Source organism: Actinoplanes sp. NPDC024001 (assembly GCF_040638955.1).
In the GTDB taxonomy this organism is placed as follows: Bacteria; Actinomycetota; Actinomycetes; order Mycobacteriales; family Micromonosporaceae; genus Actinoplanes.
The window spans coordinates 1-26,603 of the sequence record NZ_JBEZZB010000014.1; the positions used below are offsets into that span (position 1 = coordinate 1).

Genomic DNA, 26,603 nt, shown 5'->3' on the forward strand with positions numbered 1-26,603 from the left:
GCCGACCGCCGCGCGCACCCGGCCGGCAGCGGGGTCGGCGATCGCCCGGACCTGAGCGGCGCCGTAGCCGGTCGCATACCAGGCGGCCAGCAGCGCGGCCGGTCCTGCTGTGGCCGGTCCGGGCGTGGCCGGTACTGATCCGGTGAATACCGGGCCGGCCGATCCCTGACCGGCCGCCCCAGCGCGCCGGCCGGCCGTGACGGCGGCCAGCGCGAGCGTGCCGGCCAGGGTCGCGGCCGGCAGTGCGGGTCTCGCGCCGGACACCTCGTGGCGGGACAGTGCGGTGACCGTGTAGGTATGTGCCGCGACGGTCAGCGCGGCCGGGACCGCCCGGCGCACCCGGCCGCCGCTCGCGCCGAGCAGCACGTCGAGCCCGCGGCAGGCGGCCATGACGGCCGGGCCGGCCGCCGTGTTCTTGGCCCACAGGTCGTAGGCCCACACCGCTGCGGCGAGGGGAACCGCGACCGCGGCGCCGCGCCGGCCGCCGGCCAGCCCGGCGATCAGGACGCCGGCGCCGGTCAGGCCCGCCGCGGTGAGCCAGGCGTGCCCCGGGCTGACCCGGCCGGACGGGATCGGCCGTTCCGGGCGTTCGCGGGCGTCGAGGTCACGATCGGCCCAGTCGTTGGCGGCCATCCCACCCCAGTAGAGGCAGACCGAGGCGGCCGCCAGCGCCGGGGTCGCGCGGCCCAGCGTCCCGGAGGCCGCGGCGCCGGCCACGGCGTCCCCCGGGACCGACAGGGCGGCCGGGGCGCGAACCAGTTCGGCCAGGTCACGAAGCCGCATGCAGGCCTCGCACGAAGGCGACCAGCGCGGCCCACTGGTCGGCCAGGGCGTGCGGCACCTCGCCGACCGGGTCCTTGAAGAAGAACGCCAGGTCGGTGAGCGGCCCACTGCGCCCGGCCGCGTGCGCGGCGGCGGTGAGCCGGGCCAGATCGAGCACGAGCGGGGCGGCGAGGGCCGAGTCGCAGCCGTGCCAGGAGAACTCCATCCGCATCGAGGTGCCCAGGAAGCCGCTGAAGGTGATCAGGTCCCAGGCGGTCTTGAAGTCGCCGAGGTCGTCCACGTACTCGATGTGGCTGCTGCCCTGCGGCTGGTAGCCGAGGGTCTCGGCCAGCACGCGCTGCTTGCTGCCGGCCTTGGCGGCGTTCGCCGCCGGGTCGGCCAGGTTGGCGCCGTCGCCGCCGCCCAGCAGATTCGTGCCGGACCAGGTGCGCACCCGCAGGTGCCGCATGGCGAACATGGGCGCCAGCACCGACTTGACGAGCGTCTCACCGGTCTTGCCGTCGTGCCCGGCCCACGGCGAGCCGGTGCGGGCCGCCAGTTGCGCCAGCGCCGGCAGCCGCGCGCCGGTCGACGGGGTGAAGTCGACGTAGGCACAGCCGGCCTGGAAGGCGGCGTACGCGTAGAGGGAGCTCGGCGGCAGAACCCGGCCCGGCCCGGCCAGCGACTCCTCCAGCAGGGTCAGGCTCTGATGGGCGGGGTGGGCGGCGACGGCCGGCTCGGTCGAGGACACGTTGACCACGACGACCCGCTCCAGGCCCCGCCGGCGGCGGAAGTCGTCGATGTCCGCGGCGATCAACCGAGCTCCCTCGAGCTGGGTGCCGGCGTCGGGCGCCGGTCGCAGCTCACGTTGCACCGCGGCCAGGTCGGCGCCGACCGCCTCCGCGGCCCGGACCGGCAGCACCCCGGCGGCGACGAGGCTCTCCACCTTCTTGTCCAGGGTGACGTCGCTGATGTCATGGCCGCCGAACGTCAGGTCGGCCAGGCCCGGCACCGCCGGGCTGGAGAGTTCGGGCAGCTCGGTGACGCAGCCCAGCGGCTCGGCGAGCCCGGCGCGCAGGGTGAGAGCCCCCACCACGCTGGTCACCGCCACGGATCCGCGGGCCCCGATCAGCCACACACCGGTCGCCGTCATCGGCACCCCCATCGTTGGAAATCGATGGAACGACTGGTGCTCACCGTAGGAACTTCTGGTCGGTCTTGTCCATGCTTTTGGATAGATGTCGATAACTTTTACAGCATCGGGCGAAAGTGGGACGCGAGACGCCAAGGCCTCCGATGGTTCACCATCGGAGGCCTTGGCGCCTACTTCTCGGTCAGGGGATGGCGGTGGTGTTGAAGGCGAATCGGGCCGTCGAGTCGGCGATGGCGTCCGCGTTCACGTCGAGCGCGGTCAGGTTGACGTTGTCGAGGGTGTCGCAGGCCTGGTGGTAACAGATGTCGTAGGCGACGCCCGCGGTGCCGCCGAACAGAGCCTGCTCCTCCGCGGTCTTGATGCCCTCGGCGCCGGTGAAGATGCCGCCGGCGGGAATGCCGACCGCGATGAACGGGCCGTAGTCGGAGCGGCCGTCGAAGTCGGTGCCGACGGTGGCCAGGCCGCGGCGATCGAAGAAGGCCTCGAGCTGCTGCTCGATCTGCGCGGAGCCGGGCGGTCCGGCCGGCGAGCCCACCGCGTCGGAGTTGTCGCCGTCGTAGAGCTTGTAGGCGTAGTTGGGTGAGGCCACCATGTCGAAGTTCAGGTACAGCTTGATCCGGTCGCGCTCGGCGGCGGACAGGCCCTCGACGTACTGGTCGGAGCCGAGCAGGCCGATCTCCTCGGCGGCCCAGAACGCGAAGCGGACCTTGTTCTTCACCGGGAAGTGCCGCATCTGCAGGGCGGTCTCGAGGATCGCGGCGGTGCCGGAGCCGTTGTCGTTGATGCCGGGGCCCTCGGGCACGCTGTCGAGGTGGGCGCCGACCATCACGACGTTCTTCGGGTTGCCCAGCCGGGTCTCGGCGATCACGTTGTGGTCGGTGCCGAGCGTCAGGGTGGAGTCGACCTTGAGCCGGACCGTGGTTCCGGGGGTGGCGGCGAGTTCGTTGCCGACGGCGAAGCTGGCGAAGACCATCGGGATGCCGGCGCGCCACTCGCCGATGTCGAGCGGGTACGGGTCGGTGCGCCCGGGCTGGCCCTCGTTGAAGATGATGATCCCGGAGGCGCCGGCGAATCCGGCGTTGCGCACCTTGGTCGCGAACCCGCAGGTGCCGCGCTGGATGAGCGCGATCCGGCCGGGGACGAAGCCGTTGAAGTCGGCGGTCTCGCATCCGCTGGTCGAGGTCGGAGTCGGGGTCGGCGGCAGGGTGAGGTCGACACCCTGCACCTGCGCGGTCACGTCGCCGGCGGGAGAGGGCTGGAAGGTGACGAAGTCGGTGCCGGGAACGTAGGCCTTGCTGTTCGGCGCGGTCTGGTTCAGCGTGGGCGGGCTGTTCTCCGTCCACGACTCGACGAAGTTGATCGGGTCGAGCGTGACCTTGTAGCCGGCCCGGCGCAGCTTGTTCGCGACGTAGTCGCGGGATGCGGCGTAGCCGGACGTCCCGGCCGCGCGGTTGCCGCCGTTGGCGTCGGCGATCGCCTGCAGGGCGTCGAGATGTCCCTTGGCTTTCGCGCCGCTGACCTGCTTGACCAGGATCTTGGCGAAGACGTCATCGAGCGAGGTGGCGCCGGCTGGCGTCGGTTGAGCAAGAAGAAGTGCCAGGGCCGTGGCTGCGGAAACGACGCCGACAGCCCCTCGGCGAAGATTGTTGCGCATGGTCCCCCCGGGTGAATGGATCGATGGATGTTCCGTGTCCCGTGAAGCGCGTTGCCCGGAACTTAACGCGCGTTCTTGACGCCACGCATGGGCCGATCAGGTGGTCCCGGAGGGCCGGTCGCGCTTCCACTGTGGCCGGTTGCGGTATCGGCAAATCCGCTGAGGCGATATCTGGGCGCTGGTCAACCGGCCGCGACCGGTCAGTGCGCGTCGAACCTCGGCGGCGGGGGCGGCGGGGGCGGTGGTGCGGGCGGATAGCCACCCGGCGGCACCGGTGGATAGCCGCCGGGCCAGGGGTGAGCGCCCGGATGCGGCATGGCCTGATGCTGCCGGGCCAGGCGGGCGCGGGCGGCCCGCTCCGCCCGCTCCTGCCCGGCCTGCCGGAAGTAGGCGCGCGAGGACGGCAGGGCGAGCAGCACCCCGACGCCCACCACCAGCCCGAGCGTCAGCAGCGCGGCGCCGGCCATCAGCCAGCGGTGCCACGAGATCACGGCGAACAGGTCGAGCACCAGGATCGTGACCGACATCGCGACCGCGGCCGCCGCCACCACGTACGTCATCGCCCGCGCGCCGGAGCGTCCGCGCAGGTCGAGCTGGGCCAGCAGCAGCGCCAGGCCGGCGAGCAGCAGCGCGCCGCCCGCGAGTGAGCCGGTCAGCAGACCGGCGAGCAGCGCGGCGTCCGCGCTGTCCCGCAGGTCGCCGTAGTAGCGCTGGTAGTGGGGGATGGCGAACAGCGACGCGCAGGCGGCCGAGGTCCACAGCGCGGCGGCGCCGGAGAACAGGTACGCGGCCCCGAGCACGCCGGCCGGCCGGTGCAGCGGCGCGGTCATCGGGCCGCTCCCGTGCCGCCGGTCCGGGCACGCCGCAGCAGCCAGGCCCCGGCCAGCAGCCAGAGCAGCACCGGCAGCCCGGCCAGCAGCCAGAAGTGCGGTTTGCCGAACGGTGCGGCGGGCACCGGGCGGGCCTGCGCGGCCGGGCGCTGCGTGGTGCTGCCGCCGAGCCAGGTCAGGCCGGTGCCCTTCTCGGCGAACGGCACCCTCCGCGCGGTCGCCACGGTGTCGGCGATCGCCGGCCGGGCGGAGAGCAGCTCCGCGCCGCTGAGCACCTTCTTCGGTACGGTCGTCCAGTCGACGCCGCCGTAGACGTACACGTTGGTGTAGATGTAGTTGCCCTTGCGCGTCCGGCGCTCGACCCGGAACTCGCCCTCCTTGTAGGACTTCACCATGCGCTGCCACACCTCACGCGGCGACCACGAGATCCGGGCCGGCCAGGCGCTCACGTCGCCGGAGTCGATCAGGTCGCCGTACGCGGTGGTCTTGCTCTTGCTGCGCTGCCGGTACCACTCGGCCGCGACCCGGCTGGCGTAGACGCGGCGCAGGTCCGCGTACTCCGGGGCCTCGTTGACGGCCTTCTCCACCTGCGGCAGGATCTTCTCCCGGTAGAGCGCCTCGTTGTGCTCGGTGTCCGCATCCGACTGGCCGGCGCACCCGCTCGCCCCGCCGGCCCCGGCCGTGGCGATGTACTCGGTCTCCATCTTCACCTCGAGCGGCGCGTCCACGATGAACAGCGCGTTGCCGTCCTCGCGGACCACGGCCGGGCGCGGCACGATCCACTGGCGCATCGACACGCACTTGGCCTCGCCGCGAAGCGACTCCCAGAACGCCAGGCCACGGGTGGTGTTCGGGTGGATGAACTTCGCGACGGACTTCTTCATCGCCAGGTCGGCCTCCAGCAGCACCCGCCCGGCGTCGGTGGTGCCGAGTTTCGCCTCGATGATCCGGTTGGGCTCGTCCGGGTTCAGGTTGACGGTGAAGCTCTCCGGCGGCAGCGCCAGCCAGGTGAAGAACGCGTCGGCCGCGAGCTGGGCCGCGTCCCGGCCGCCGTAGGAGACCTTCGCGCCCGGCTTCGGGTCGACCTGGTACGCGTAGTCCAGCCCGGTACCGACCCCGCCGTCATAGGTGTCGGCGATGTAGCGCAGTTCCAGCGTGGCGAAGTCGACGCCACCGAGCGGCTGCTGCCGCTGCGCCACGTCGTCCTCCTCCGGCACGACGCCGGCGGCCTGGTCGGCGTCCTGCCCGATCGCCGCGTTCTCCGCCGCCTCCTCGGGCGAGGCGACCGAGCCGGCGACCGCGTCCGCGGCGGGGCTGGGCTCCTGCGCCTGCCCGGCGTTGAGCGCGCCGGGCGGCGAGGTCTTCGGCGGCGGGTCCGGGGAGGTGGCGACGCCGCCGCCCGGGTCGGTGGGCGGGTCGACGTCGTCACCGGTCAGTTTCGGGACGGGATTGGCCTTGGCCGGCCGGTAGTAGACCTCGATCGGCAGCAGTTTCTGGCCGGCCGGCCGCGTCTGGTTCAGCTCGGCGATCCGCTCGTTCTCCTTGGCGATCTTCGCGTCCTCGTCGGCGGCGTTCTTGGCGTAGCCCTCCGCGGCCGGGTTGTCCGAGACGACGATCATCAACCGGCCGCCGCCGCCGTTCTTCGCGAACTCGTCGGTGTAGTTCTGGAGCTGGCGTTCGTTGATCTCGGCGACGGTGTCGCTGTACTTGCACTCGATGATCTCGACCCGGACCTGCTGGCCGTTGATCACCTGTTTCGTCGGCCGTGGATTGTGCCAGTCGGGCCGTTTCCTCGAGGAGGAGCCGTCGACCTTCTTGTCGTGCACCCAGCCCTGATCCGGGTCGGCGCCGGCCTGCCTGGCCACCCACAGCTCGTGGCCCTCACCGGAGATGAGGTGGTTGCCCCACCTGGTGACGGTGACCTCGACCCATTGCTTCCAGAACTGCTCCGACTTCTTCCGGCGCGTCTCGTCGGAGAGGTTCTTCCAGTCGCGCGCGAGCTTGGTGTTCAGCTTGCGCCGCCCGCTCGCCCCGTCCCGCCACGTGACCAGCAGCCGGTTCACGGTGCCGAGCGCGTAGTCCTCCTTGTCGGCCGAGAGGGCGTTCAGCGCATCCAGGGACAGCCGCGGCGAGTCCCACGGGATCATGCCCTCCAGGTACGTGAAGCTGGGGTAGTCGAACGTCTCCGTCGGCTCATCCGCACCCCGGGTGGACGAGCCCGGGATGACCGTGGGCTCACGGAGCTCGCTCGGCGACGCCGTGGTCGGCGGCGGAGGCGACGGCGGCGCCGCGCCGGCCGGCGCGCCGAGAAGCGCGGATCCGCACAGCAGGGCGGCTGCCAGGCCGGCGGCCAGCCGGCGACGCACCATGACCATTGTGTTCTCCCCGTGATCGGCGTGAGGCCTCCACGAGGATATGGGCGCGCGTCAATCTATGGAAGCGCAGTATCTCCGCAAATGTCCCGGCTGGCTCCGCGACGCCGCCAGCAGCCGCGACGGGGTGATGCTTGCCCGGCCCGGGCCGACCAGGCGCAGGTAGACCGTGTCCGTGTCGGTCGGGCCGGGGGCGTCCTGAGTCCACCGCCCGCCGAAGCGGCGCCGGAGCACCTCACCCACGTGCCAGACCGCGTCGGCGAACAGCTCAGGATCGTCCGGGCCGGCCGCGCGGAAGGCCTCCTCGACCAGGTCCAGCGACTCCGGCGTGGCCTCCCCGAAGCGCGCGGTCCGGGCGCCGGTCCAGGCCGCGAGGTGGGCGGCGTCCTCCACCGGCGTGAGCGAGTCCAGTTCGGTCGGTTCCTTGGCCGGGCGGGCGCCGGCCCGCGCGACCGCCGCCGTCCACTGCTCCCACACCGAGGTCAGCGGCGCCGCGCCGCCCTGCTCCACGACCTGCTCGATCAGCGCGAACGGCGCCACCGGCTTGAGGTCGAGCCCGTCGCCGGGGATCACCACCGGCTCGTCGTCCGGCCAGGCCCAGCGGCCGCCGGCCGCCCGCAGCAGCGTCTCACCCAGGTACGCGGCGACGGCCGGGGCGAACTCGTCGTCGGGGTCGTCGCGGACCAGCTCGGGATCGTCGTACCGCTCCAGCAGCAGAGCGCCGACGGCCGGCAGTGATCCGGCCGAGAAGTCCAGCAGGTCGTCGCGGGGCACCTCGTCGGTCAGCGTCAGGTACTTGGTGAGCAGGTCGTCGAGCCAGTCGGTCAGCATCGGTTCCGGATCACGCCCCTTTTCTCCCGCTCCTGGCCGATCGACACAGGATAGAAGATCGCGGGCTCACCCAGGGGGCGGCCGGATCATGGGCACCGGGCGAACTGTCCCTGAACACCCGGTGAATCGCCCCGAAGTGACCATCGATGGTTGATACCTCCGCGTTAACGTCGTGCTATGCGGCTCGGTGTGCTGGACGTCGGATCGAACACCGTGCATCTGCTCGTGGTCGACGCGCACCGGGGCGGCCACCCCCAGCCCATGCGCTCGGAGAAGACGCAGCTGCGGCTCGCCGAGCAGGTGGAGGCGGGCCGGCTGACGAACGCCGGAGCCGGCCGGCTGGTGCGCGCGGTGTCCCGGGCGAAGGCGGCCGCGGCGATCGCCGGGTGCGAGGAGCTGCTGGCCTTCGCCACCTCGGCGCTGCGCGACGCGGACAACTCGGGGGCGGTTCTGGCCCGGGTGCGCGCCGAGACCGGCGTCGACCTGCAGGTGATGTCCGGCGAGGACGAGGCCCGTTACACCTTCCTGGCGGTCCGCCGCTGGTACGGCTGGTCGGCCGGGCGACTGCTGGTGCTCGACATCGGTGGCGGCTCCCTGGAACTGGCGGTGGGCCGCGACGAGGACCCCGACGTGGCGCTGTCGCTGCCGCTCGGGGCCGGACGGCTCACCCGGCAACGGCTGCCCGGCGACCCGCCCGCGCGCCGCGACGTCGAGGCGCTGGCCGCGGACCTCGACACGGCCCTCGCGCCGGTCGCCCGGCGGATCCGCGCGGCGGGTCCGTACGATCTCGCCGTCGGCACCTCGAAGACCTTCCGGTCGCTGGCCCGGCTCGCCGACGCCGCCCCGGCCGGCACCGGTCCGCGGAGCCGCCGCACCCTCACCGACGCCGGGCTGCGCCAGCTGTTCGGCTTCATCAGCCGGATGGCCGCGCAGGACCTGGCCGCCCTCGACGGCGTCAGCCCCGGCCGCGCCCACCAGCTCGTGGCGGGCGCGCTGGTGGCCACGGCGGCGATGCGGGCGCTGGACGTCAGCGAGCTGCAGATCTGCCCCTGGGCCTTGCGTGAGGGCGTGATCCTGCACCGGCTGGACACGCTCGGCGTGCCCACCCCGTCCCGGCGGCCGTGGCCCCTCACCGACCGGCAGCCCCGGCGGATCATGAACATCGCGCAGTGACCGTCACCGCCGCTCAGGCACACCCCGCGACGCGGTAGAGGAAGACGGGACTGCGGGTGATCTCCCAGTACCACGCCTCACCGGCCAGGAACTGCTGGCACTCCGAGGTGAAGGCGACACTGCCGTCGCTGTTGCGGGCGGTCAGGGCGAGCGCGAGATCCGTACCCGAGCAGTGGTAGTGGGTGATGATGGTGCTGTCGCCGCCCTGCTCGATCGAGGTGCCGCAGGCGATCGCGTCGAAGTCCGTGCGGCGTTCGGCCCGCAGCGGCTTCTTCGCCGCTTTCGCCGCGGCCGATTCCGCCGTGGCGGTCGCGCCGCTCGCCTGTGCCGGGTTGCCGATGACCAGGATGCCGGCGGTCAGGACGGCCAGAGCGGTGCAGGCGTTCGTGAATCTCATGGTCTCCTCGTCTCCACGTAGTGACTCCGCGTCGAGTGTTGGGCGCCGATCCCGGGTGTGGGGGAAGTTCGGACGAATTCGGACGCGGGTCTACGGGAGAGTCAGGAAGTCGCCGACCAGGGTGCGGAACCGATCGGGCTGCTCGGCCCAGGGCCGGTGCCCGGCCTCGGGCATCACCTCCAGGCGGCTGTCCGGATAGGTCGCCGCCACCAGGCGTGCCGGGGCGGTGCCGATGAGGCCGTCCGAGGCGCCGGCGATCACCAGCACCGGTGTCCGCGTCGCCGCGAGCCGGGCCAGCCGGTCCGGCTCGCTCGACGATCCGGTGTAGAACGCGTCGCGCAGCCACGGCAGTGAGGTGGCATGCCCCGGCACGTACTCCGCCCGGCGGCGCTGCGCCGACCACCGGTGCCAGGAGAACGGCACCATCCGGGCCCGCGCCAGCACCTCGGCCTCGCGACTGAGGCCGCCGGCTCGCAGGGCGGCATCGGCGGCGGCCGCCGCCTCGTACCAGGGCTCGCCGGCACGGGAGGCCCGCAGCGCCGCCAGCTCCGCGGCGTCCGGTTCGCGGGCGGCCCGGCCGACCGGCGTGACCAGCACCATCCGGCGCACCAGGCCGGGGTGGGCCGCGGCGTACTCCTGCGCGGTGAGCGTCCCGGCCGAATGCGCGAGCAGATCCAGGCGGGGGAGCCCGAGGAAGCGGCGCAGCTGGTCGACGTCGCGGGCCTGCTCGGCGAACGACACGCCGGCGCGGTCGCCGGGAACCTCGGAACGGCCCGCGGCCCGGGCGTCCATCCGGATCAGACGGCGGCCGGCGGCGAGGCCGCCGAGATCTCCGATATACCGTACGTCGGTGCCGGGGCCACCGGGCAGCACCAGCAGGGGTGGCCCGTCACCCACCTCGTCGAAGTGCAGCCGCGTACCGTCGTGCGAGGTGAAGAAGGGCACACGGTCACCCTAGTTCGGCGGCGAAGGCGGCGATCCAGGCGAGAGGCGCGTTCCAGTTGATGGTCAGCTCGTTGGTCGACCAGGAGTGGATGTCGTCGACGTAGCAGAACTGGCCGACCTGCCCGGTCAGCCGGGCCTGCGCCACGTCGTCCTGCAGCCCCGAGTTCGGGCCGCCGGCCAGGGTTCCGTTCGGCGGATGCGGCAGGCTCGGGTCGAGCTGGTGGGCGTACCAGCGGCTGTGCTGGTTCTGCGCGAAGTCGGTGCCGTAACCGGTGACGTAGGACAGGTTCAGCGCGTTGCGGCCGAGGATGTAGTCCAGGCCCTCCAGGACGCCGTCCCGATAGCCGGACTCGCCGGTCAGGTCGTGGGCCACGGCGAGCACCATCAGGTTGTTCAGCACCATGCTGTTGGAGCCCCAGTCCCACTGGTTGCCGGGCGGGGCGTACGCCACCGCGTACGGATGGGCCCGCAGGATGCCGAGGTATCTGTCCGCGCCGGCGACGACCGAGGCGCGCACGTCGGCGAGGCCGGGCAGGTCGCTGGAGCTCAGGGCGAGGCCGAGTCGGGCGGCGGCCGCGGTGGCCGCCCAGTCCAGGGCGTACGGGCCGAAGACGTCCGCGGTGTGCAGCGGGGAGGTCAGCACCGCCTCGGCGTACTGGTGCTCGCCGGTGGTCAGGAACAGCTCGGCCGCCGCCCAGTAGAACTCGTCCCGCACGTCGTCGTCGTTGTACGGGCCGCCGCCCACGGTGTCCTCGACCGGGGCGTACCGGATCGGGTGGGCCCGGGCCGCGGCATAGGCGGTGCGCGCGGCAGTCAGCAGGCGTTCCGCGTAGTCCGCGTCGTACTTCCGGTAGATCCGTGCCCCCTGGGCCGCCGTGGCTGCCAGGTTCAGCGTGGCCGCGGTGGAGACCGGGCGCAGCTCACGCGGTTGCGGGTCGAGGTGCGGCAGGGTCGGCAGGCCGGTCCACGCCCGGTCGTGCATCTTGTGGTGCACCAGGCCGCTCGGCGCCTGCATGCGCAGCAGGAAGTCCAGCTCCCAGCGCACCTCGTTGAGCAGGTCGGGAACGCCGTTGCCGGTCTCCGGCAGGTCGAGCGGCAGGTCGTCGAGGCCGCGCCGGTGCTCGAAGGCGTGCAGGAGCTGCCACACCGTGATTCCGCCGTTGACCACGTATTTGCCCTGGTCACCGGCGTCATACCAGCCGCCGCGCACGTCCAGCCGGTAGTCGCCGGCGTCGGGGGCGCAGGGGACGTCACGGTCGCCGGGATGCCCGGCCGGGCGGCCGTAGCCGGGCCGCAGGTCCTCGCGGATCTCGATGCCGCTGCGCTGGCAGTAGAAGAACTTCAGCGCGTCGGCACGCAACGGCACGTAGAGGTCCGCCTCGATGACGAAGGGCCGGCTGGTCGCACCGTCCGCGGTCAGCGTGAAGCCGGCGCCGGTCTGCTGGTGCGAGCTGAAGTCGATGGTGTGCACGTTCTGGTGGGAGGAGATGTCTGTGCCGCGCGGGTCGGTCGTCCCGGTGGCGACGACGCGGCCCGCGCCGTCGGCGAGCTGCCACGGCAGCGCGCTCGTGGCGCCGGTGACCAGGGTGGCCCGCTTCGGCCCGGACGGAAGGTAACCCACCTGATTGACCGCGACGTTGGACATGAGTGGGAACGCTCCCAGTCCTCCGGTTGGCTGTCAATCCGAATCGATGGTCCTCATCGGACTGGTCGCGGTCTAGGCTGTGGCCGTGGTCAGCGACGAGCCCACCGTCCCGCACACCGCGCGGATCTGGAACTTCCTGCTCGGCGGCAAGGACAACTACGCCGTGGACCGGGCGGTTGCCGAGCAGGTCCTGGCCGGCCAGCCCACCCTGGCCGAGAACGCCCGGCTCAGCCGCGCCTACCTCACCCGCGTGGTGCGCTACCTGGCCGGCGAGGCCGGCATCCGGCAGTTCCTCGACATCGGCGCCGGGCTGCCGACCGCCGACAACACGCACGAGGTCGCCCAGTCCGTGGCGCCGGACAGCCGGATCGTCTACGTCGACAACGATCCGCTGGTCCTCACCCAGGGCCGCGCGCTGCTGACCAGCCATCCGGACGGCGCCGCGGTCTATCTCGACGGCAGTCTGTACGACCTGGCGCCCGTCCTGCGCGAGGCGGCCGGCACACTCGACTTCGCGCGGCCGGTGGCCGTGCTGTTCATGGGCGTCCTCGGCCACGTGGAGGACGACGCCGTGGCGAACGACCTGGTCCGCACGGTGGTGGACGCGGTGCCGCCGGGCAGCTACCTGGCCGTCTGCGACAGCACCGACAACACCCCCGAGGTCGTCGAGGCCGCCCGCATCTGGAACGAGTCCGCCGCGCTGCCCTATCACCTGCGCAGCCCGGCCCGCCTGGCCCGGTTCTTCGAGGGGCTGGAGCTGGTCGACCCCGGCCTGGTGCCGGTGACCCGATGGCGCCCGGACGCGGTCCTCCCCGAGATCGACCAGTACGGCGCGGTCGGCCGCAAGCCGTAGGTCGGCCCGCACGTCGGACACTGAGCCGGACTGTCACTCGACATTGCATACCGTATTCAGAGCGCAGTATGGTGGATCCCTAGCCGACCGGTGTGGATGGAGGCGGGATCGTCGTGGTCAGTCCTGGCACTTCGGTAACGGATCGGGTGCGTGCGCTGGTCGCGGCCCATCGCGGCGATCGTGGCGCGCTCCTGCCGATCCTGCATCGCATTCAGGCCGAGTTCGGCTACGTCGACGCCGACGTCGTGCCGGTGCTGGCGGCCGAGCTGAACATCTCCCGTGCCGACGTGCACGGGGTCGTCACCTTCTACACCGACTTCCGGTCCGAGCCCGCCGGCGCGACCGTGCTGCGACTGTGCCGGGCCGAGGCCTGCCAGTCGGTGGGTGCGGAGCGGCTGGTGGCGCACGCCGAGCAGGTCCTGGGAATCAAGGTCGGGCAGACCACCCCGGACGGCGCGGTCACGCTGGAGCAGGTCTTCTGCCTGGGCAACTGCGCGCTCGGCCCGGCCGGCCAGGTCAACGACAGGGTGCGGGGCCGGCTCAGCCCGGCCCGGCTCGACGCCCTCCTGACGGAAGAGGTGAGCCGATGACCACCACGGTCTACGTGCCCCGCGATTCAGCCGCGCTGTCCCTGGGCGCCGACGAGGTCGCCGCCGACCTGGAGCGGAAAGCGGCTGAGCTGGGCCGCCCGATCCGGATCGTCCGCAACGGCTCGCACGGCATGCTCTGGCTGGAACCGCTGGTGGAGGTGGTCACCGAGCGCGGGCGGGTGGGTTACGGCCCGGTCGAGCCCCACCTGGTCGACGACCTCGTCGCGGCCGGCCTGCTCGACGGCGCCGACCACGAGCTGTGCCAGGGTGTGGTGGCCGAGCTGCCGTGGCTGCGCGACCAGACCCGGCTCTGTTTCGCCCGCGTCGGCGTGATCGATCCGCTCTCGCCGGACGACTACGTGGCGCACGGCGGCCTGACCGGGTTGCGCCGTGCGCTGGCGAAACCCCCGGCGGAGGTGGTCGCCGAGGTCATCGAGTCGGGACTGCGGGGCCGCGGCGGCGCCGGCTTTCCGGCCGGGATCAAGTGGCAGACCGTGGCCGGCACCCCCGACGCGCTGAAATTCGTCTGCTGCAACGCCGACGAGGGCGACAGCGGGACGTTCGCGGACCGGATGCTGATGGAGGGCGACCCGTTCACCCTCATCGAGGGGATGACGATCGCCGCCCACGCGGTCGGCGCGACCGAGGGCTACGTCTACATCCGCTCGGAATATCCGGACGCGGTGCGGACCATGCGCCAGGCCATCGCCGTGGCCCGCGAGCAGGGCTGGCTGGGGCAGGACGTCCTCGGTTCGGGGCTGCGGTTCGACCTGTTCGTGCGGGTCGGCGCGGGCGCGTACATCTGCGGTGAGGAAACCGCGATGCTGGAGAGTCTGGAGGGAAAGCGCGGCATGGTCCGCGCGAAACCCCCGATCCCGGCGATCACCGGGCTGTTCGGCAAGCCGACCGTGGTGAACAACGTGCTGACGCTGGCGTCGGTTCCGGCGATCCTCGCCGGCGGCGCGGCGGCCTATCAGGCGCTCGGCGTCGACCGGTCGCGCGGCACCCAGGTGTTCCAGCTGGCCGGCAACATCGCCCGCGGCGGCATCTTCGAGACGGCCTTCGGCATGACCCTGCAGGAGCTGATTCACACGTACGGCGGCGGCACCCGTACCGGGCGGCCGGTGCGCGCCGTGCAGGTCGGCGGGCCGCTCGGGGCCTACCTGCCGGCCGACGGCCTGAACCTGCCGATGGAGTACGAGGCGTTCGCCGCCGCCGGCGCGATGCTGGGTCACGGCGGCGTCGTGGTCTTCGACGACACCGTGGACATGGCGGCCATGGCGAGATTCGCGATGGAGTTCTGCGCCGAGGAGTCCTGCGGCAAGTGCACGCCCTGCCGGGTCGGCTCGGTGCGGGGCGTGGAAGTGATCGACAAGATCGTCGCGGGGCAGGACCCGGACGACAACCTCGCCCTGCTGGGCGACCTGTGCGAACTGATGACCGAGGGGTCGCTGTGCGCGATGGGCGGCCTGACCCCGATGCCCGTCCGCAGCGCCCTTCTGCACTTCGCCGACGACTTCAGCCCACGAAGCCCGAATGGAGGCGGCCCCCGATGAGCCTGCTGAAGGAACCCGACCTCGGCACTCCCGCCAAGCCCGGCCCGGCCACGGTGTCCATCGAGGTGGACGGCCTGCCGGTGACCGTGCCCGAGGGCACCTCGGTGATGCGGGCGGCAGCCCTGTGCGGGATCGACGTCCCGAAGCTGTGCGCCACCGACAGCCTCGAGGCGTTCGGCTCGTGCCGGCTGTGTCTCGTGGAGATCGACGGCCGGCGGGGCACCCCGGCCTCCTGCACCACGCCGGTGGCCGAGGGTATGCGGGTGAGCACCCAGACGCCGAAGCTGGAGAAGCTGCGGCAGGGCGTGATGGAGCTGTACATCTCCGATCACCCGCTGGACTGCCTCACCTGCTCGGCCAACGGCGACTGCGAGCTGCAGGACATGTCCGGCGCGGTCGGCCTGCGGCAGGTCCGCTACGGGTACGAGGGCGCCAACCACCGCGACGAGAAGACCGACTCCAGCAACCCGTACTTCGACTTCGAGGCCTCCAAGTGCATCGCCTGCTCCCGGTGTGTGCGGGCCTGCGGCGAGGTGCAGGGCACGTTCGCGCTGACCATCGAGGGGCGCGGCTTCGGCTCGAAGGTCTCGGCCGGCGGCACCGACTTCATGAGCTCGGAGTGCGTGTCCTGCGGCGCCTGCGTGCAGGCCTGCCCGACGGCGACCCTGCAGGAGAAGTCGGTGATCCAGCTCGGGATGCCGAGCCGCAGCGTGATCACCACCTGTGCGTACTGCGGGGTCGGCTGCTCGTTCAAGGCCGAGCTGCGCGGCGCCGAGCTGGTCCGGATGGTGCCCTACAAGGACGGCGGCGCCAACGAGGGGCACTCCTGCGTCAAGGGCCGGTTCGCCTTCGGTTACGCCACCCACCCGGACCGGGTGCTCACCCCGATGATCCGCGAGCGGATCACCGACGAGTGGCGGCCGGTCGACTGGGACACCGCGATCTCCTTCACCGCCGCCAGGCTGCGCGACATCCAGTCCCGGCACGGTGTCGGGGCGATCGGCGGCATCACCTCCTCGCGCACCACGAACGAGGAGGTCTACGTGGTGCAGAAGATGATCCGCGCCGCGTTCGGCAACAACAACGTGGACACCTGCGCCCGGGTCTGCCACTCGCCGACCGGGTACGGCCTGAAGCAGACCTTCGGCACCTCGGCCGGCACCCAGGACTTCCGGTCGGTCGCCAAGTCCGACGTGATCATGGTGATCGGCGCGAACCCGACCGACGGGCACCCGGTGTTCGCGTCCCGGATGAAGCGCCGGCTCCGCGAGGGCGCCAAGCTGATCGTGATCGACCCGCGCCGCATCGACCTGGTCCGGTCGCCACACATCGAGGCGCAGCACCACCTGCAGCTCGCGCCCGGCACCAACGTGGCGGTGGTGAACGCGCTGGCGCACGTGGTGCTGACCGAAGGCCTGGTGGACCGCTCGTTCGTCGACGAGCGCTGCGAGGACTTCGACGACTGGGCCGCGTTCATCGCCCGCCCGGAGAACAGCCCGGAGGCGGTCGAGGAGCTCACCGGGGTGCCGGCCGAGGAGGTCCGGGCGGCGGCGCGGCTGTTCGCCACCGGCGGCAACGGCGCGATCTACTACGGTCTCGGCGTCACCGAGCACAGCCAGGGCTCGACCATGGTGATGGGCATGGCGAACCTGGCGATGGCGACCGGCAACATCGGCCGCGAGGGCGTCGGGGTCAACCCGCTGCGCGGGCAGAACAACGTGCAGGGCTCCTGCGACATGGGTTCGTTCCCGCACGAGCTGCCCGGCTACCGGCACGTCTCCGACGACGTCGTCCGCGGGGTGTTCGAGAACATGTGGGGCAGCACCCTGCAGGCCGAGCCCGGCCTGCGGATCCCGAACATGTTCGACGCCGCCATCGAGGGCAGCTTCCGGGCGCTCTACGTGCAGGGCGAGGACATCGCGCAGTCCGACCCGAACATCAAGCACGTGCACGCCGCACTGACGGCGCTGGAGCTGGTCGTCGTGCAGGACCTGTTCCTCAACGAGACCGCCAAGTTCGCGCACGTCTTCCTGCCCGGCACCTCCTTCCTGGAGAAGGACGGCACGTTCACCAACGCCGAGCGCCGGATCAACCGGGTGCGCCCGGTGATGCCGCCGAGGACCGGCAAGCACGAGTGGCAGATCGTCGCCGAGATCGCCCAGGCGATGGGCTACCCGATGCACTACGACGACCCGGGCCAGATCATGGACGAGATCGCCGCGCTCACGCCGACGTTCGCCGGGGTCTCCTTCGCCAAGCTCGACAAGCTCGGCAGCGTGCAATGGCCCTGCAACGAGCAGGCTCCGGAGGGCACGCCGATCATGCACATGGACGGTTTCGTACGCGGGAAGGGCCGCTTCGTGCAGACCCCGTTCGTGCCGACCCGCGAGCGCAGCACCCGCAAGTACCCGCTGATCCTGACCACCGGCCGCATCCTCAGCCAGTACAACGTCGGGGCGCAGACCCGGCGGACCGCGAACGTGGCCTGGCACCCCGAGGACGTCCTGGAGATCCATCCGCACGACGCGGAGGTTCGCGGCATCAACGACGGCGACGAGGTCGTCCTGACCAGCCGGGTCGGCGCCACGTCCCTGCGTGCGGTGCTCGCGGACCGGATGCCGGTCGGGGTCGTCTACACCACCTTCCACCACCCGGTGACCGGCGCGAACGTCGTCACCACGGAGAACTCCGACTGGGCGACCAACTGCCCGGAGTACAAGGTGACCGCGGTCCAGGTCGGTCTCAAGACGGCGTTGCAGTCGGCCATGGCGGCCGAGTGATGTCCCCGCAGATCCGGATGCTCAACGACATCGCCGTCCAGTTCCAGCACCAGGCGCCGGAGGCGGCCGCGGCGGCCATCGCCGCCCACATCCGGGCCTTCTGGGATCCGCGGATGCGCGCCGAGCTGATGAGGCGCGTGGAGTCCGAGCCGCAGATGCTGGACCCGCTCGCTCTGGCCGCCGCCCGGCTACTGACCAACGCTCAGGAGGGCTCGTGAGATTCGACGTCAACTGTTCGATCCTGTTCACTGAGCTGCCCCTGCTGGACCGGCCGGCGGCGGCGAAGGCAGCCGGATTCGACGCGGTCGAGTTCTGGTGGCCGTTCCCCGAGGCGGTGCCACCGGCGTCCGACGTGGAAGCGTTCACCGAGGCCATCCGCGACGCCGGCGTCCAACTGGTCGGCCTCAACTTCTTCGCCGGCGACATGCCCGGCGGCGACCGGGGGGTGCTGTCCTCACCGGCGCACTCCGCCGAGTTCCGCGACAACGTGGAACTGGTCGAGATGATCGGCGCCGCCACCGGCTGCCGGTCCTTCAACGCCCTGTACGGCAACCGGATCCCCTTCCTCGACCGGGACCGCCAGGACGAGACGGCGGTGGCGAACCTGGCCTTCGCGGCGGCGGCGGTGGCCCGCATCGGCGGCACGGTGCTGGTCGAGGCGGTGAGCGGGCCGCAGCCGTACCTGTTGCGCACCGCCGCCGACGTCGTCGCGGTGCTGGACCGGGTGCGGGCCGAGCGTGGGGTGGGCAACCTGGCGTTCCTCGCCGACCTCTATCACCTGACCGTGAACGGCGACGACGTGACCAAGGTCCTCGCCGAGCACGCCGACCGGATCGGGCACGTGCAGATCGCCGACGCACCGGGCCGGCACGAGCCGGGCTCCGGCGCCATCGATCTCGACGGGCACCTCAGCCAGCTCGAGCAGGCCGGCTACCGGGGCTGGGTCGGCCTGGAGTACGTCCCGAGCGGGCCGAGCGGGCTGAGCTTCGAGTGGCTGCCCCGCGACCGCCGCGCCAACCACGAAGGGAACCCCCTCGCATGACAACCGTTGGTTTCATCGGCCTCGGCATCATGGGCGCCCCGATGGCCGTCAACCTGGCCAGGGCCGGGTTCGACGTCATCGGCTACGACGTCACCCCGGCCCGCAACGCCCTGCTGACCGATGCCGGCGGCCAGATCGCCGCCGGCGTCGCCGAGGCGGTGCAGAAGGCGGACATCATCGTCACGATGGTCCGCGACTCGGCGGACGTCGAGACGGTCGCCCTCGGCGAGCAGGGCATCCTGGCCAGCTCCCGGCCGGGTCAGCTCTACATCGACATGAGCAGCATCTCGCCGACGACCGCACGCGCGGTCGCCGAAGCGGCCAAGACCTTCGAGGTACGGGTGCTGGACGCCCCGGTCAGCGGCGGCGAGCCCGGCGCGATCGAGGGCAGCCTCTCCATCATGGTCGGCGGCCGCGCCGAGGACTTCCAGGCGGCGCTGCCGGTGCTGGAGGTGGTCGGCGCGACCGTGGTCCACGTCGGCCCGCACGGCGCCGGCCAGACGGTGAAGGCCGCCAACCAGCTCATCGTCGCCGGCACCATCGAGCTCGTCGCCGAGGCGATCGTCTTCCTCGAGGCGTACGGGGTGGACACCGAGGCGGCGATCCGGGTGCTGGCCGGCGGCCTGGCCGGCAACCGGATCCTGGACCGCAAGGCGGCCGGGATGCTGGCCCGCCGCTTCGAGCCCGGCTTCCGGATCGACCTGCACCACAAGGACATGGGCATCGTCACCTCCGCGGCCCGGGACGCCGGCGTGGTGATCCCGCTGGGGTCGGCGGTCGCGCAGCTGATCGCCGCGCTCAAGGCGCAGGGCGACGGCGGCCTGGACCACAGCGCGCTGCTGAAGCTGGTCGAGCAGCTCTCCGGCCGGTCCTCCGCCCTACCGTGACACCGGCACGCCGGCGACCTGGCCGGGCCGGCGGTCCGCCGCGGTCACCAGGTCGCCGGCGGGCAGCGCGAGCAGTTCGACCTCGCCGCCGGCGTGGCCCGGCGGCACGACCGCGAGCGCGTCCGCCCCGGCGGCGCCCCACAGCGATCCGGGCCGGTCGTGCCCGGCGGGCCGGGCCAGCGAGCCGATCCGGGTCACCGGCACCAGCCGGGTGTCCCGATCGTGCGCGGTCACCGGGCCCGCCAGGGTGGCGGTCAGCGCCGGCGGCGCGGCCCGGCCGGCCAGCCGGCCGAGCAGCGGGAACAGCAGGGTCAGTGCGGCGACCAGCGCCGCGTACGGGTTTCCGGGCAGACCGACGACGAACCGGCCGTCCGGCAGCACCGCGAACAGCTGCGGGTGACCGGGCCGGCAGGCCACACCCCGGACCGCAACTCGCGCGGCCAGCGTGTCGAGGGCCCCGCGCAGATGGTCGGCGGCGCCGGCCGAGGTGGCACCGCAGACCACCAGCACCTCGGCGTCCGGGCGCAGCAGCGCGTCGACCAGCGCGGTGGGGTCGTCGGTGACCCGGGTCTGCGAGGCCGGCTCGGCGCCGGCGGCCCGGATCAGGCCGGGCAGCATCGGGCCGATGGCGTCGCGGACCTGTCCCGCCGCCGGAATGCCGGCCCGGCACAGCTCGGCCCCGGTGACCACCGTCGCGACCCGGGGCCGGCGGTGCACGGTCAGCGTGTCGTGCCCGAGGCTGGCGGCCAGCCCGAGAACGACGGAGGTGACGACCGTGCCGGCGGGGAGCACCTCCTGGCCGGCCGGGCAGTCCTCGCCCCGCCGGCGGATGTGCCGGCCGGGGGCGAACGCGCCGCTCACCGTGCGGCCGGTCCGGGTGGACTGCTCGTAGGGCAGCACGGCGGCGGCGCCGGCCGGGACCAGCGCGCCGGTGCCGATCTCCATCGCCTCGCCGGGCGACAGCGGGGCGGGCGGGTGCGGGTCGCCGGCCAGGACGCGTCCGGTGATTCGCCACGGGCCGGTGCCGGCGACGGCGAACCCGTCCATGGCGGCGGCGTCGTAGGCCGGCAGGGGAGAGAGCGCGACCAGCGGTGTCGCGAGCGCGGAGCCGGCGGCCCGGTCGAGCGGCACCTCGGCCGGGGGCAGGGGGCGGCCCGCCTCCCGGGCGATCCGCCGGGCCTGGTGCCAGCCGGTGACACTCATGCGCACTCCTCGTCGTCTGGACAGTGACCCACCGCATCAGCGAGAATCCTACATACTGTATACGATAGTCGCCCGGAGGTGCCAGATGATCGAATCCAGTGACGACCTGGCCGTACGCGAGGTCAGGGACTTCTACGGCCGCCGCTACCGGGTCGGCGAGAGCGACCGGGACCTGCTGGGCCGATCGCGATCGTGGATGGTCGGGGTGCCGCTGGCCGCGATGCTGGCCATCAGCCTGTTCCAGTACGGGTTCGGCGCGGCCCTGCCGACCCTCGTCGAGGCGACCGGGTGGAGCGTGTGGCAGGCGTTCGGTGTCCTCGGGCTCTGGGTGGTCGCCCAGGCGGCCGGCTCGCCGCTGGGCGGGTGGCTGTACCGGCGCGTGCGGGTGCGGCTCGCCGTACCGATGCTGATCGGTGCGACCTGCTGCCTGGCCGCGCTGGTCACGCTGGCGCACAGCGATGATCTGGCCGGCGTGCTGCTGGGCTATTCGGTGCTGGGTGGCTTCGGCGCCGGCCTGGTCTACATGACCTGTATCGCCACGGTCACCGACTGGTTCCCCGAGCGGCTCGCCTCCCGGGTGGCGATGGTGGGCGCCGCGTTCGGTTACGGCGCGATCCCGTTCGTCGTGGTGGCCGGCTACGCCCTCGACCCGGCGAACCGGACGGCCGTGCTGGACGCCACCGCGGTCATCGTCTTCGGGGTGGTGGCGAGCTGCGGGCTGCTGATGCGCAAGCCGCCGAGGAACTGGTGGCCGGCGCAGATCGACCCGCAACGCTGGGCCATCGACCGGCGGCTCAACCGCAGCATCCCGCACAACCGGCCGGCCACCCGGCCCTATCCGCCGCTGGCCGCGCTGCGCAGCGGCATGCTGCCGATGATGTTCGTGGTCGTGGTGCTCACCGCGGCCATGGCGCTGTTCGACATCGCCTACCTCGCCGGCGCCGCGTACACCCGGGGGTTGTCGGCCTCGACCCTCGTCGTCGCGATGGGCGCGCTCGCCGCCTCGAACGGGATCGGCCGCGCGGTGACCAGCTCGCTGGCCGACCGGATCGGCCGGCGCGGGACGCTGGGCCTGTCCCTGCTGATCGGTGGGGTGGCCCAGTTCGGCCTGCTCGCGGCCGCGACCAACGACAACCATCCGGCGGCGCTGGTGTGCTTCGCCGTGCTGGCCGGCGCCGGCGCCGGGGCGGGCTACTCGCTGCTGGTCAGCCTGGTCCGGGACTGGTTCGGTGACGACGCGACCGTGCCGAACTACGGGATCGTCTACAGCGGAAAGGCGGTCGGCGGGGTGGCCGGGATCGTGCTCGCCGGGCTGGTGGTGACGAACCCGGACTCCGTCGTGCCGTTCGTGGTGGCCGGCTGTCTCGGCCTGCTCGGCGCGGCACTGACCCGCTGGATGCGCCAGCCCGGGCTGGCCTGGGTGCGGCTGCCGTCGACGCTTCCCGTCGACCGGCTGTGACGAGGGAGGTGGCGACATGGGACGGGTGACCAGCCGGCGCCGGGTGGTGCGGATCGTCGACGGGGTGGCCGGCGAGCCGATCGACACCCTGGCGGCCGAGGAGCCGCTGGAGATCCGGGTGAACGGGCGCTCCCTGGTGGTGACGATGCGCACGCCCGGCGACGACTTCGACCTGGCCGCCGGGTTTCTGGTCAGCGAGGGCGTGGTGCGGCGGGCCGGGGAGATCGCCGGGATCCGGTACTGCGCGGGCGCCACGGCGGACGGGGTCAACACCTACAACGTGGTCGACGTGGTCCTGGCCGCCGGGGTGGCGCCGCCGGACCCGTCGCTGGAACGCAACTTCTACACCACCTCGTCGTGCGGGCTCTGCGGCAAGGCGAGCCTGGACGCGGTGCGTACCGTCGCGGCCTGGCCGGTGCGCGACGACCCGATCCGGCTCGATCCCGGGGTGATCAGCACGCTGCCCGGCACGCTGCGCACCGCACAGCGGGTCTTCGACCGTACGGGTGGGCTGCACGCCGCGGGCCTGTTCGCCGCGGACGGGCGGTTGCACTGCCTGCGCGAGGACGTCGGCCGGCACAACGCGGTCGACAAGGTCGTCGGCTGGGCGCTGCGCGACGGCCGGTTGCCGTTGCGCGACACCGTCCTGATGGTCAGCGGCCGGGCCTCGTTCGAGCTGGTGCAGAAGGCGGTGATGGCCGGCATCCCGGCGCTCGCCGCGGTCTCCGCCCCGTCCTCGCTCGCCGCCGACCTGGCGGCCGACGCCGGGCTCACCCTGATCGGCTTCCTGCGCGGCGCGTCGATGAACGTGTACGCCGGTGCGCACCGCGTGATGGGGCGCGACCGGCGTGCGGGTCAGCTTGCCGGAGGGGAGCCCAGCTGACCCGCACGGGCTGAGAGCCGCCGGTCAGCGTGCCGACAGCGTTTCGCGCATCAGCGCGGCGGCCTCGGACGGTGTCCTGCCGACCAGGACGCCGACCGCCTCCAGGGCTTTCTGCTTGGCGGCCGCGGTTCCGGACGATCCGGAGACGATCGCGCCGGCATGCCCCATCGTCCTGCCCTCGGGCGCGGTGAACCCGGCCACGTAGCCGACCACGGGCTTGCTGATGTGGTCCCGGATGTACTCGGCGGCGCGTTCCTCCGCGTCCCCGCCGATCTCGCCGATCATCACGATCGCCTCGGTCTCGGGGTCGTCCTGGAACGCCTGCAGGCAGTCGATGTGGGTGGTGCCGATGATCGGGTCGCCGCCGATGCCGACGCAGGTGGAGAAGCCCAGGTCCCGCAGTTCGTACATCATCTGGTAGGTCAGGGTGCCGCTCTTGCTGACCAGGCCGATCCGCCCGCGCTCGGTGATGTCGGCGGGGATGATGCCGGCGTTGGACCGGCCCGGGCTGATCAGGCCGGGGCAGTTCGGCCCGATGATCCGGGTCCCGTTGCCGGCCGCCTGGGCATATGCCCAGAACGCCGCGGTGTCGTGCACCGGGATGCCCTCGGTGAGCACCACGGCCAGGCTCAGCTCGGCGTCGATCGCCTCGATCACCGCGGCCTTGGCGAAGCGGGGTGGTACGAAGACCACCGTGGTGTCGGCGCCGGTCGCCTCGACCGCCTCGGCGGCGCTGTTGAACACCGGGATGCCGTCGACGTCCTGGCCGCCCTTGCCGGGAGTGACCCCGGCGACGATGTTCGTGCCGGCGGCGACCATCCGCCGGGTGTGCCGGCTGCCCTCGGCGCCGGTGATGCCCTGGACCAGGATCCGGCTCTTGTCGGTGAGGAAGATTGCCATGGTGCTCACGCCCCCTTGCCGGCGAGTTCGGCGGCGAGCCGCGCCGCACCGTCCATCGTGTCCGCGCTGATCACGCCGGGCAGCGCCGCCTCGGCGAGGATCTTGCGCCCCTGCGTGGCGTTGTTGCCGTCCAGTCGCACGACCACCGGTTTGCCGATCGTCTCGCCCGGGCCGGTGAGCAGCCCGATGGCCTGGACGATGCCGTCGGCGACCGCGTCGCACGCGGTGATGCCGCCGAACACGTTGACCAGCACGCTGCGCACGCCGGGATCGCTCAGGATGATCTCCAGGCCGTCCGCCATCACCTGGGCCGAGGCGCCGCCGCCGATGTCGAGGAAGTTCGCCGGTCTCACCCCGCCGAACTGCTCGCCCGCGTAGGCGACCACGTCCAGGGTGCTCATCACCAGGCCGGCGCCGTTGCCGATGACGCCGACGGAGCCGTCGAGCTTGACGTAGTTGAGGTTCTTCTCGGCAGCGCGGCTCTCCAGCGGGTCGGTGGCGCTGACGTCGACGTACTGCGGGTGGCCGGGCTGGCGGAACCGGGCGTTGTCGTCCAGGGTCACCTTGCCGTCCAGCGCGCGTACGGTGCCGTCGGCCAGCCGGGCCAGCGGGTTGATCTCGACCAGGGTGGCGTCCTCGGCGCGGAACACGTTCCAGAGGCGGACCAGGATGCCGGCGACCTGCTCGTGCACGTCGTCCGGAAGGCCGGCGCCGGCGGCCAGCCGGAGCGCCTGCGGCCGGTCGAGTCCGGTGCCCGGCTCAACCGGGAGCCGGGCCAGCGCGCCCGGGTTCTCGGCCGCCACCTGCTCGATCTCGACGCCGCCCTCCCGGGAGGCGAGCGCGAGGAACGACCGGTGGGACCGGTCGAGCAGCAGCGACACGTAGTACTCCTCGGCGATGTCACCGGCCTCGGTGACCAGCACCTCGTGCACGGTGTGGCCCTTGATGTCCATGCCCAGGATCGCGGTCGCGACCTCGCGTGCCGCGTCCGGGCCGTCGGCCAGCCGGACCCCGCCGGCCTTGCCCCGGCCGCCGGTCTTGACCTGGGCCTTGACCACCACGCGCCCGCCGATCTCGGCGGCGGCCGCGTGGGCCTCGTCGGGGGTGCTGGCGACGCGGCTGCGGCTGACCGGTACGCCGTGCTTGGCGAAGAGTTCCTGTGCCTGGTGCTCCAACAGATCCACCGGGCCTCCCTTCTGTTGACCTCGGGTGGGTGCCCGGCGTGCACGGACACGCCGGACGGGAGTGGAGTCGCGATCGAAAGCGATGAAGGTGCCGGGCGAAAACGTTCCGCGATCCTCTAGACACCTAGCTGTTACATGCGCCACGATATTGCCTACCCCATACGGTATGCAATCCCCGAAGCTGGCAGCGGGTGAGACCCCCAGCAGCGGTGGCACCAGCTCCACGGTCCGACGTGCACGGCGTGGCGCACACAGGAGGTTCGCTCATGGGTAAGGCACTGGAGGGCGTTCGGGTCCTCGACATGACACATGTTCAGTCCGGCCCGTCGTCCACGCAGATCCTGGCTTGGCTGGGCGCGGACGTCATCAAGCTGGAGGCTCCGGGCCAGGGTGACATCACCCGCTCACAGCTGCGGGACATTCCCGATGTGGACAGCCTCTACTTCACGATGCTCAACGCCAACAAGCGCAGCATCACCCTCAACATGAAGCATCCGCAGGGCAAGGAGGTCTTCACCAAACTGGTGTCCGAGGTGGACATCCTGGTGGAGAACTTCGGCCCGGGCGTGGTCGAGCGCTTCGGCTTCCCCTGGGAGACGTTGCAGGAGATCAACCCCCGCCTGATCTACGCCTCCATCAAGGGTTTCGGCGCCGGCCGCTACGCCAACTTCAAGGCGTACGAGGTGATCGCCCAGGCGATGGGCGGCGCGATGAGCACCACCGGTTTCGAGGACGGCCCGCCGACCGCGACCGGGGCCCAGATCGGCGACTCCGGCACCGGCATCCACCTGGTCGCCGGCATCCTGGCCGCGCTCTACCAGCGCACCCACACCGGCCGTGGCCAGCGCGTGCAGGTCGCCATGCAGGACGCGGTGCTCAACCTGTGCCGGGTGAAGCTGCGCGACCAGCAGCGGCTGGCCCACGGGCCGCTGGGGGAGTACCCCAACGAGAACTTCGGCGACGAGGTGCCCCGTTCCGGCAACGCCTCCGGCGGCGGCCAGCCCGGCTGGGCCGTGCGCTGTGCCCCGGGTGGGCCGAACGACTACATCTACGTGATCATCCAGCCGGTCGGCTGGAAGCCGATCTGCGAGCTGATCGGCAAGCCCGAGCTGGCCGAGGACCCCGCCTGGAGCACCCCGCAGGCGCGCCTGAACAAGCTCGACAAGGCGTTCGCGCTGATCGAGGAGTGGACCGAGCGGCACACCAAGCAGGAAGTCATGGAGCAGCTCAACGCGCGCAACGTGCCGTGCGGACCGGTCCTGTCGACCCGGGAGCTGATCGAGGACGAGACCCTGGCCGCGCTCGGCTCGGTGGTCGAGGTCGACCACCCGGAGCGGGGCCCGTTCAAGACGGTCGGCAACCCGATCAAGCTGTCCGACTCCGCCGTCGACATCGAGCGTTCCCCGCTGCTCGGCGAGCACACCGAGCAGGTGCTCGGCGAGCTCGGCTACAGCGAGCAAGTGATCGGCGAGCTGCGTGCCGCCGGCGCCGTCTGACTCACTAA

Annotated in this window: 22 protein-coding genes and 2 pseudogenes; 11 read left to right on the forward strand and 13 right to left on the reverse strand. The window is 72.2% G+C overall.

Going from position 1 to position 26,603, the window contains the following annotated elements; genetic code table 11:
• The 7 genes and pseudogenes from AB0F81_RS07780 to AB0F81_RS07810 all read right to left on the reverse strand — a co-directional run.
• On the reverse strand, positions 1-783 hold a 783-nt coding region (locus tag AB0F81_RS07780), incomplete at its 3' end, for an SCO3242 family prenyltransferase (RefSeq protein WP_360192671.1).
• Complete coding sequence (locus tag AB0F81_RS07785) at positions 770-1,915, reverse strand: inositol-3-phosphate synthase (RefSeq protein ID WP_360192674.1); 1,146 nt, start codon at positions 1,913-1,915, stop codon at positions 770-772. The genes AB0F81_RS07785 and AB0F81_RS07780, both read right to left, overlap by 14 nt.
• A gap of 226 nt (positions 1,916-2,141) precedes the next feature.
• A pseudogene (locus AB0F81_RS07790) lies at positions 2,142-2,795 on the reverse strand (M28 family metallopeptidase); the annotation flags it as partial.
• A gap of 69 nt (positions 2,796-2,864) precedes the next feature.
• Positions 2,865-3,569 (reverse strand): annotated as a pseudogene (locus AB0F81_RS07795) (PA domain-containing protein); the annotation flags it as partial.
• Between the two features lie 200 nt (positions 3,570-3,769).
• Positions 3,770-4,399 (reverse strand): hypothetical protein, encoded by a 630-nt coding sequence (locus AB0F81_RS07800; protein ID WP_360192677.1) that lies wholly within the window; start codon positions 4,397-4,399, stop codon positions 3,770-3,772.
• Complete coding sequence (locus AB0F81_RS07805) at positions 4,396-6,774, reverse strand: hypothetical protein (protein ID WP_360192680.1); 2,379 nt, start codon at positions 6,772-6,774, stop codon at positions 4,396-4,398. The genes AB0F81_RS07800 and AB0F81_RS07805 overlap by 4 nt, the downstream gene beginning before the upstream one ends.
• A 51-nt stretch (positions 6,775-6,825) precedes the next feature.
• Positions 6,826-7,602: a hypothetical protein gene (locus AB0F81_RS07810; protein WP_360192683.1), complete on the reverse strand. Its 777-nt coding sequence runs from the start codon at positions 7,600-7,602 to the stop codon at positions 6,826-6,828.
• Positions 7,603-7,779: 177 nt separating this feature from the next.
• Between AB0F81_RS07810 and AB0F81_RS07815 the strand changes: the two genes are divergently transcribed.
• The gene (locus AB0F81_RS07815) at positions 7,780-8,775 is read left to right on the forward strand and encodes a Ppx/GppA phosphatase family protein (RefSeq protein ID WP_360192686.1); all 996 of its coding nucleotides are present in this window, start codon (positions 7,780-7,782) and stop codon (positions 8,773-8,775) included.
• Positions 8,776-8,788: 13 nt separating this feature from the next.
• Here the strand turns inward: AB0F81_RS07815 and AB0F81_RS07820 are convergent, their stop codons facing one another.
• From AB0F81_RS07820 to AB0F81_RS07830, 3 genes are all read right to left on the reverse strand, one after another.
• Entirely contained in the window at positions 8,789-9,172 is a 384-nt protein-coding gene (locus AB0F81_RS07820) for a hypothetical protein (protein WP_360192689.1), read from the reverse strand.
• A gap of 90 nt (positions 9,173-9,262) precedes the next feature.
• Complete coding sequence (locus tag AB0F81_RS07825; RefSeq protein ID WP_360192692.1) at positions 9,263-10,117, reverse strand: alpha/beta hydrolase; 855 nt, start codon at positions 10,115-10,117, stop codon at positions 9,263-9,265.
• Positions 10,118-10,121: 4 nt separating this feature from the next.
• On the reverse strand, positions 10,122-11,762 hold the full coding sequence (locus AB0F81_RS07830; protein WP_360192695.1) for a glycoside hydrolase family 9 protein: 1,641 nt from the start codon (positions 11,760-11,762) through the stop codon (positions 10,122-10,124).
• An 85-nt stretch (positions 11,763-11,847) separates the two neighbouring features.
• Here AB0F81_RS07830 and AB0F81_RS07835 point away from each other — a divergent pair, with 85 nt between their 5' ends.
• The 7 genes from AB0F81_RS07835 (at position 11,848) to AB0F81_RS07865 (ending at position 19,470) form a co-directional block, all read left to right on the forward strand.
• Positions 11,848-12,615, forward strand: coding sequence for an SAM-dependent methyltransferase (locus AB0F81_RS07835; protein ID WP_360192698.1), 768 nt, complete (start codon positions 11,848-11,850; stop codon positions 12,613-12,615).
• 146 nt (positions 12,616-12,761) lie between these two features.
• Positions 12,762-13,205, forward strand: coding sequence for a formate dehydrogenase subunit gamma (locus AB0F81_RS07840; protein WP_360192701.1), 444 nt, complete (start codon positions 12,762-12,764; stop codon positions 13,203-13,205).
• On the forward strand, positions 13,202-14,761 hold the full coding sequence (locus tag AB0F81_RS07845; protein WP_360192704.1) for an NADH-quinone oxidoreductase subunit NuoF: 1,560 nt from the start codon (positions 13,202-13,204) through the stop codon (positions 14,759-14,761). The genes AB0F81_RS07840 and AB0F81_RS07845 overlap by 4 nt, the downstream gene beginning before the upstream one ends.
• A complete protein-coding gene (gene fdhF / locus AB0F81_RS07850; RefSeq protein ID WP_360192707.1) occupies positions 14,758-17,541 on the forward strand; it encodes a formate dehydrogenase subunit alpha in 2,784 nt (927 codons plus the stop codon). The genes AB0F81_RS07845 and fdhF overlap by 4 nt, the downstream gene beginning before the upstream one ends.
• Positions 17,541-17,759 (forward strand): formate dehydrogenase subunit delta, encoded by a 219-nt coding sequence (locus AB0F81_RS07855; protein ID WP_360192710.1) that lies wholly within the window; start codon positions 17,541-17,543, stop codon positions 17,757-17,759. The genes fdhF and AB0F81_RS07855 overlap by 1 nt, the downstream gene beginning before the upstream one ends.
• Entirely contained in the window at positions 17,756-18,583 is an 828-nt protein-coding gene (locus tag AB0F81_RS07860) for a TIM barrel protein (protein WP_360192713.1), read from the forward strand. The genes AB0F81_RS07855 and AB0F81_RS07860 overlap by 4 nt, the downstream gene beginning before the upstream one ends.
• Positions 18,580-19,470 carry a 2-hydroxy-3-oxopropionate reductase gene (locus tag AB0F81_RS07865; protein WP_360192715.1) on the forward strand — a complete coding sequence of 297 codons (891 nt, stop codon included), beginning with the start codon at positions 18,580-18,582 and terminating at the stop codon, positions 19,468-19,470. The genes AB0F81_RS07860 and AB0F81_RS07865 overlap by 4 nt, the downstream gene beginning before the upstream one ends.
• Here the strand turns inward: AB0F81_RS07865 and AB0F81_RS07870 are convergent.
• Positions 19,462-20,673, reverse strand: a complete 1,212-nt coding sequence (locus AB0F81_RS07870; RefSeq protein ID WP_360192718.1) for a molybdopterin molybdotransferase MoeA — start codon at positions 20,671-20,673, stop codon at positions 19,462-19,464. The genes AB0F81_RS07865 and AB0F81_RS07870 overlap by 9 nt on opposite strands.
• A gap of 85 nt (positions 20,674-20,758) precedes the next feature.
• Between AB0F81_RS07870 and AB0F81_RS07875 the strand changes: the two genes are divergently transcribed.
• Together AB0F81_RS07875 and fdhD are read left to right on the forward strand one after the other, a co-directional pair.
• On the forward strand, positions 20,759-22,132 hold the full coding sequence (locus AB0F81_RS07875) for an OFA family MFS transporter (protein WP_360192721.1): 1,374 nt from the start codon (positions 20,759-20,761) through the stop codon (positions 22,130-22,132).
• A gap of 16 nt (positions 22,133-22,148) precedes the next feature.
• Positions 22,149-23,015, forward strand: coding sequence for a formate dehydrogenase accessory sulfurtransferase FdhD (gene fdhD / locus AB0F81_RS07880; protein ID WP_360192724.1), 867 nt, complete (start codon positions 22,149-22,151; stop codon positions 23,013-23,015).
• Positions 23,016-23,039: 24 nt separating this feature from the next.
• Here fdhD and sucD read toward each other — a convergent pair whose 3' ends face one another.
• Together sucD and sucC are read right to left on the reverse strand one after the other, a co-directional pair.
• The gene (gene sucD / locus AB0F81_RS07885; protein WP_360192930.1) at positions 23,040-23,915 is read right to left on the reverse strand and encodes a succinate--CoA ligase subunit alpha; all 876 of its coding nucleotides are present in this window, start codon (positions 23,913-23,915) and stop codon (positions 23,040-23,042) included.
• Positions 23,916-23,920: 5 nt separating this feature from the next.
• Entirely contained in the window at positions 23,921-25,099 is a 1,179-nt protein-coding gene (gene sucC, locus AB0F81_RS07890; protein WP_360192727.1) for an ADP-forming succinate--CoA ligase subunit beta, read from the reverse strand.
• 266 nt (positions 25,100-25,365) lie between these two features.
• On the opposite strand from sucC, the gene frc reads away from it, so the two are divergent.
• Positions 25,366-26,595 carry a formyl-CoA transferase gene (frc, locus tag AB0F81_RS07895; RefSeq protein WP_360192730.1) on the forward strand — a complete coding sequence of 410 codons (1,230 nt, stop codon included), beginning with the start codon at positions 25,366-25,368 and terminating at the stop codon, positions 26,593-26,595.
• Positions 26,596-26,603 lie beyond the last annotated feature (8 nt).

What these genes read in the sequence shown, in the direction of transcription:
- AB0F81_RS07785 (WP_360192674.1), bottom strand. Translation starts at nt 1,915, where the DNA reads ATGACGGCGACCGGTGTGTGGCTGATCGGGGCCCGCGGATCCGTGGCG.
- AB0F81_RS07800 (WP_360192677.1), bottom strand. Translation starts at nt 4,399, where the DNA reads ATGACCGCGCCGCTGCACCGGCCGGCCGGCGTGCTCGGGGCCGCGTAC.
- AB0F81_RS07805 (WP_360192680.1), bottom strand. Translation starts at nt 6,774, where the DNA reads ATGGTCATGGTGCGTCGCCGGCTGGCCGCCGGCCTGGCAGCCGCCCTG.
- AB0F81_RS07810 (WP_360192683.1), bottom strand. Translation starts at nt 7,602, where the DNA reads ATGCTGACCGACTGGCTCGACGACCTGCTCACCAAGTACCTGACGCTG.
- AB0F81_RS07815 (WP_360192686.1), top strand. Translation starts at nt 7,780, where the DNA reads ATGCGGCTCGGTGTGCTGGACGTCGGATCGAACACCGTGCATCTGCTC.
- AB0F81_RS07820 (WP_360192689.1), bottom strand. Translation starts at nt 9,172, where the DNA reads ATGAGATTCACGAACGCCTGCACCGCTCTGGCCGTCCTGACCGCCGGC.
- AB0F81_RS07830 (WP_360192695.1), bottom strand. Translation starts at nt 11,762, where the DNA reads ATGTCCAACGTCGCGGTCAATCAGGTGGGTTACCTTCCGTCCGGGCCG.
- AB0F81_RS07845 (WP_360192704.1), top strand. Translation starts at nt 13,202, where the DNA reads ATGACCACCACGGTCTACGTGCCCCGCGATTCAGCCGCGCTGTCCCTG.
- fdhF (WP_360192707.1), top strand. Translation starts at nt 14,758, where the DNA reads ATGAGCCTGCTGAAGGAACCCGACCTCGGCACTCCCGCCAAGCCCGGC.
- AB0F81_RS07855 (WP_360192710.1), top strand. Translation starts at nt 17,541, where the DNA reads ATGTCCCCGCAGATCCGGATGCTCAACGACATCGCCGTCCAGTTCCAG.
- AB0F81_RS07865 (WP_360192715.1), top strand. Translation starts at nt 18,580, where the DNA reads ATGACAACCGTTGGTTTCATCGGCCTCGGCATCATGGGCGCCCCGATG.
- AB0F81_RS07870 (WP_360192718.1), bottom strand. Translation starts at nt 20,673, where the DNA reads ATGAGTGTCACCGGCTGGCACCAGGCCCGGCGGATCGCCCGGGAGGCG.
- AB0F81_RS07875 (WP_360192721.1), top strand. Translation starts at nt 20,759, where the DNA reads ATGATCGAATCCAGTGACGACCTGGCCGTACGCGAGGTCAGGGACTTC.
- fdhD (WP_360192724.1), top strand. Translation starts at nt 22,149, where the DNA reads ATGGGACGGGTGACCAGCCGGCGCCGGGTGGTGCGGATCGTCGACGGG.
- sucD (WP_360192930.1), bottom strand. Translation starts at nt 23,915, where the DNA reads ATGGCAATCTTCCTCACCGACAAGAGCCGGATCCTGGTCCAGGGCATC.
- frc (WP_360192730.1), top strand. Translation starts at nt 25,366, where the DNA reads ATGGGTAAGGCACTGGAGGGCGTTCGGGTCCTCGACATGACACATGTT.